Annotated in this window: 4 protein-coding genes; 1 reads left to right on the forward strand and 3 read right to left on the reverse strand. The window is 72.9% G+C overall.

The window, feature by feature from the left end; genetic code table 11:
- Positions 1-515: 515 nt before the first annotated feature.
- The 3 genes from ACWGIU_RS28070 to ACWGIU_RS28080 all read right to left on the reverse strand — a co-directional run bounded on the left by ACWGIU_RS28070 (position 516) and on the right by ACWGIU_RS28080 (position 2664).
- Entirely contained in the window at positions 516-734 is a 219-nt protein-coding gene (locus ACWGIU_RS28070; RefSeq protein WP_453710358.1) for a hypothetical protein, read from the reverse strand.
- 143 nt (positions 735-877) lie between these two features.
- Positions 878-1546 (reverse strand): response regulator, encoded by a 669-nt coding sequence (locus ACWGIU_RS28075; RefSeq protein WP_453710360.1) that lies wholly within the window; start codon positions 1544-1546, stop codon positions 878-880.
- Positions 1543-2664: a sensor histidine kinase gene (locus ACWGIU_RS28080; RefSeq protein WP_453710362.1), complete on the reverse strand. Its 1122-nt coding sequence runs from the start codon at positions 2662-2664 to the stop codon at positions 1543-1545. Before ACWGIU_RS28080 ends, ACWGIU_RS28075 begins: the two co-directional genes overlap by 4 nt.
- Before the next feature lie 360 nt (positions 2665-3024).
- On the opposite strand from ACWGIU_RS28080, the gene ACWGIU_RS28085 reads away from it, so the two are divergent.
- Positions 3025-5229 carry an MMPL family transporter gene (locus tag ACWGIU_RS28085; RefSeq protein ID WP_453710364.1) on the forward strand — a complete coding sequence of 735 codons (2205 nt, stop codon included), beginning with the start codon at positions 3025-3027 and terminating at the stop codon, positions 5227-5229.
- Positions 5230-5506 lie beyond the last annotated feature (277 nt).

Genomic DNA, 5506 nt, shown 5'->3' on the forward strand with positions numbered 1-5506 from the left:
CCGCAGAGGAACGGTCCCCCCGCGCTCGGCGGCCGAAGCCGCGCCGAGTGACCCTGGCGCCAGGAGTGCGAGCGCGCACAGGGTGGACGTGAACCAGCGACGAGTCATACGGGCAGCCCTTTCGGCTAAATCGGGACAACTGCCCGCATTCTTGCCGGAACCTGCCGCGCTCTGGGGGAGGCGGCGATCCAGCTGTAGGCCGGGCAGCCGAAGCGCGTCACAAGGAAGGGCTGTCCGACGGGCGGCAGGTGCCGACGGAGTCGACTTTGGGATCCCCAGGGGAGACGTTCGGTGCATCGGGTTCACGTCGGCGCCGCGCCGGCATGGAAACGGCCACGAACGTGCCGAGCGCCGGGCCCCACCACGGCGGCGCACGGTACGCCCGGCCGCGCAGCCGGCCCACATCGTCACATGACCTCGAGGCGGCTGAAACCCTGGCCGACTCGCATCCTCTGGCCGCGGGAGATGCCCCTCGGCGCCTTAGTGCCTCGCCCCGGACCCGGGGAGCGGCCCTACTACGCCGTCGGCGGTGGGGTGACCGCGAGGACCGGAGGGGCCGGGGAGGACCAGCGGTGTCCGCAGGGGTCGAAGGCCAAGGTCACCGGCTGCCCCGGGCGCTGGCGCCAGGAGATGCGTTCCGGTGCTTCCCCGCACACCGGGCAGCAGGGCAGCGGTCGGGGGGCCGGCAGGCAGTCGGGGGCGACCGTGAGCGGCGTGGCGTGCGGATCGCGCATGGAGGCTCCCTGGTCGTGCGGTTGGGCTGATCGCACTGTGCCACGGACAGGCCCGCGTGCGCATGGGCGATTCGTCCAGTGTTCCGGCTGGTCAGAGGTGCGGTCAGCAGGAGGAATCCGGGCCTCTTACGGGCACTTGGTGATCAACCGCTCCCGCTTCCCGCCTCCACCAGTCCCGATTCGTACGCCGCGATCACCGCTTGCGCGCGGTCGCGCACGCCCAGCTTGGCGAAGATGCCGGTGATGTGGTTCTTGACCGTGGAGACGCTGATGTCCAGTTCCGCGGCGATCTCGGCGTTGCCCCGGCCGGTGGCCATGAGCCGCCAGATCTCCAGCTCGCGCGGGGTGAGTTCGGAGGGGGTCTCGGCCGCCCATGACCGCGGCTGCGCGGAAGTCCGTACGTAGGCGGAGAGGAGCCGGCTGAGCAGCCGCGGCGCGACGGCCGCCTCGCCGGTGTGGACGATGCGGATCGCGGCGATCAGCTCCTCCGGGGAGATGTCCTTGGGCAGGAAGCCGTACGCTCCCGCGCGCAGGGCGGCGACCACGTACTCGTCCATGTCGAAGGTGCTGAGAGCCAGGACGCGGGTCCCGGGGAGCGTGCGCGCGAGTTCCTCGGTGGCCTTGACCCCGTCCATGACCGGCATGCGGATGTCCATGACGACCACGTCGGGCCGTACCTCGTGGGCGAGGGCGACGGCCCGGGCTCCGTCCTCGGCCTCGCCCACGACCTCGAACTCCGGGTCGGGGCCCAGGATCAGGGCCAGGCCGCGCCGGACCAGCGGCTGGTCGTCGGCGATGAGTACACGGATCATGCGTGCGGAACCTCTCTGTGGAAAGCGCTGTGCACCGGGAGAGGGATCCGGGCCGCCACCCGGAATCCGCCGCCGGCCAGGACGGCGGCCTCCAGGGTTCCGCCCTGCAGGGCGACCCGCTCGTGCATGCCGATCAGACCGTACCCGGAGCGTGCGGTGGGGCGTGCGGGCGCTGCCTGCGCTCCCGCTCCGTCGTCGCGTACCTCCACGCCCACCTCGTCGGCGTGGTACGTGAGCCGTACGTGGGCCCGCGCCGGGCCCGCGTGCTTGCGGGTGTTGGTCAGGGCCTCCTGAACGATACGGAAGACGGTGAGTCCCACGGTGGGCGGGAGCGGGCGGACCTGCCCGTCCACGGTGAACTCGGTCTCCGTACCGGCCAGCCGCGACTCGGTGATGATCCGGCCGAGGTCGTCCGTCCCGGGCTGCGGCGCCGGCGGGGTCCGTTCCGGCTCCTCCCCCGCCCGTAGCACGTCGAGGAGTTGGCGCATCTCGCGCAGTGCCATCCGCCCGGAGTCCTCCAGGGTGACCAGCGCCTCCCGGGACACCTCTGGGTCGTGCGCCAGGTTGGCCCGCGCCCCGCCGGCCATCAGCTGCATGGTGGTGATGTGGTGGGCCACGATGTCGTGCAGTTCGCGGGCGATCCGGCGGCGTTCCTCGGCCACCGCGCGGTCGGCGAGGCGTGTCCGCTGGGCCTCGGCCTCCCGTTGCCGGTGGTTGACCACCACGGCCGCGGTGACGGTGATGACGGCGGCCGTCGCGTTACCGGCCAGACCCCACCAGCCGTGGGGCAGCGGCCAGCCGCTCTGGCCCGCGGAGACGAGCGGTACCGCGACCATCACCGTCACCGCGACCACGGCGGGGCGGCTCACCCTGACGACGGAGTAGAGGGCGATCGTGAGGCTGAGGGTGAAGTGCGGGGGGAGCGGGGCGGCCAGGTTCACCAGGGCGCCCAGGGCCAGGACGGCGGCGAGGACCGGGAGCGGGTGGACGCGCCGGGCGAGCAGGGTCATCGCCGAGACGACGAGCAGGGCGGCCGCGGTCACGCCGAGGGACCCGCCCTCGGTCAGGGTTCCCAGGGAGAAGCCGACGAGGTCGGCGGCGCCGGCCGCGATCGCCACGAGCGCGTCGTTGCGCGTCCACGGCCCCCGCTCGCCGCCCCTGTCCGCACGTGCTGCCGAAGCCGTAGCCGTAGCCGAATCCTTAGCCATAGCCGTCTTCGCCCTCGTACCCGCACCCATGCCCGCCCCCATGCCGCCCGTCCTGAGCTCCCGGTGATCCATTCTGGCACCGCCCGCCGCCCGTGCCGCCCACCCACGGTCGGGGCCACTACCAGGACCGGAGTCCTGGTCTGCGGGGACGGCCGGACCCTGCTCCCGGGGTGCGGATCCTCCCCGGATCCGACGTTTCGCCCGCTCGCCCCTGATGGTCTGGAGTCAGGCCGGAGACCCCTGGCCGGCACCGCACAGACCGGAGGAAATGTGATCCGCGCCCTGACCGGATTCTCGACGAGAAGTCCATGGAAGGTCATCGCCCTGTGGGCGGTCCTGGGGATGGCCGCGGCCGTCCTGGGCCAGGCGTTCGTCTTCCGCGCCGTCCAGACCGGCAACGCCGGGTTCCTGCCCGCGCAGTACGACTCGGCGGCCGCTCTGAAGATCGCCGAGGAGCGGTTCGGGGCGAAGCCGGACGCCAACCTCCTGACCGTGCTGGTGGCCCGGTCGGACGAGGCTCCGCTCAGCGCCGCCGACGAGCAGCGCATCGACGCGCAGGCCGCGCGGTTGTCCCGGAAGCGCGTCGTCATGCCCAGGACCGAGGAGACGATGCCGCTCGCCCAGGACCACTCGCAGGTCCCCCGGATCAGCCCGGCCATGACGGCGCCCGACCGCTCCTTCCGGCTGCTGTCCGTCGAACTGACCGGCAATCCCGCCGATCCCGGGGTCCAGGACACCTACCGGGCCTTCCGGGACTCGGCCCGGGACGCCTTGGCCGAGGAGGGACTGCGTACCGGCTTCACCGGTGGGATCGCCGACCGCGTGGACACGATGGCGGCCGAGAAGACCCGCTCGACGGTTGTCGGCATCGCCATGCTCGCGGTCATCGTCCTGTTGCACGTACTCGTCTTCCGCAGCGCACTGGCGGCCCTGCTGCCGCTGCTCGCGGTCAGCGTCATCGGGGGCGCCGCGGCGGGCGCGGTGGTCGGCGCCGCGCTGCTGACCGGCATCGGACTGTCCGAGTCGACACCGAGCCTGATCAGTGTGGTGCTGATGGGCATCGGCATCGACTACTTCTTGTTCCTTCTCTTCCGCTTCCGGGAGCAACTGCGCGAACACCCCGAGCAGTCCGGGCGCGAAGCGGCCGCCCAGGTCGCCGGGCGGGTCGGTACGGCCATCACTTCCGCGGCCCTGACCATCGTCGCCGCATTCGCCACGCTCGGGGTCGCCTCCTTCGGCCAGTTCCGGGTCCTCGGACCGGCCATCGCACTGTCCGTGCTGGTGATGCTGCTGGGCAGCCTGACCTTGATGCCGGCCCTGCTGGCGGTCACGGGCCGCAAGATGTTCTGGCCTTCCCGGGCCCTGCAGCGCGAGCCCCGCGCGGGGTCCGCCGCTCGGATGGGCGAGCGGGTGGCGCGCCGGCCGTTCACGCTGGTCCTGGCCTCGGTGGCGCTGCTCGGCACGCTGGCCGCCGGGGTCGTGGGGATGCGCATGGACTACGGGCAGAGCGGTGGGGGCGGCGAGCGCACCGCCGCCGTGGCCACCGCGGCCGAGATCTCCCGCGCCCTGCCGGCCGGCGTGTCGGACCCGACCAGCGTCTTCGTCACCGCTTCCGACGGCGTCTCCCTGACCGCCGAACACCTCGGCGGACTGTCGAAGGCGCTCGCCGGGGTCGGCGGTGTGGGTCAGGTCGCGGAGACGGTACTGACCGAGGACCGGCGGGCGGCGCGGATCGACCTGTTCCTGACCGCCGACCCGCAGCGGCAGGAAGCCCGCGATCTGGTGACCGGCCCGATCCGGGCCACGGCCCTGGCACACACCCCCGCCGGTACGGAGACGCATGTGGGCGGCACCGCGGCGGTGTTCGCCGATATCGCGACCGCGGTGGACAAGGACCTGCGGGTGGTCTTCCCGGTGGCGGCCACGCTCATCGCGCTGATCCTGCTCGCCCTGCTGCGCAGTCTGCTGGCGCCGGTGATCCTGCTGGCCTCGGTCGGGCTCGGCTTCGCCGCCACGCTCGGCGCCTCGACCCTGGTGTTCCAGCACGCCCTGGACCGGCCCGGGGTGGACTTCACCTTGCCGCTGGTGCTGTTCCTGTTCGTGGTCGCGCTGGGCACCGACTACAACATCCTGATGAGCGACCGGATCCGGGAGGAGATGGCCCGGCCGGGTCCGGCCCGCGCCGCGGTCGGCCGCGCCGTCCGGCACACGGCGCCCGCAATCGCCACGGCGGGCCTGGTGCTGGCCGCCTCCTTCGGGAGCCTGGCCGTGACCCCCGCCCCGTCCACCCAGCAGATCGGTTTCGCGACGGCCCTCGGGATCATGCTCTCCGCCTTCGTCCTCTCGATCGTGCTGGTACCCGCGCTGGCCACCCTCCTCGGTCGGTCCATGTGGTGGCCGGTGCGCCCGCACCGCCGCACGCAGGACACCGACGCGGACGCACAGCGGACTCCGGACCGGGTGCTGGTCGGCTGAATCGCCCGGACATGGCGAAGGCGCCGCCGCGCTTGGTTCCGCTACAGCAGCGCCGAGTCCCTGCATTCGCTTGAGCGAACGCTGAAGTGATCCTCCTCGCCTGCGGGGTACGGGCGCCCCGTACACGGATCCGCACGCCGGTCCGGGAGGCCGCGGACGGCCGTGGTCCGGTACACCCCTGGCCTGGAGGGGATGTGAGCCGGAACCCGGCGGCCGGACCGGCCGCCGGGCCCGGCACGCCGTCGCCCGGGGTGTGGCCGGGGCCACAGTGCGGTCC

The organism is Streptomyces sp. NPDC054840 (genome assembly GCF_053611065.1).

What these genes read in the sequence shown, in the direction of transcription:
- ACWGIU_RS28070 (WP_453710358.1), bottom strand. Translation starts at nt 734, where the DNA reads ATGCGCGATCCGCACGCCACGCCGCTCACGGTCGCCCCCGACTGCCTG.
- ACWGIU_RS28075 (WP_453710360.1), bottom strand. Translation starts at nt 1,546, where the DNA reads ATGATCCGTGTACTCATCGCCGACGACCAGCCGCTGGTCCGGCGCGGC.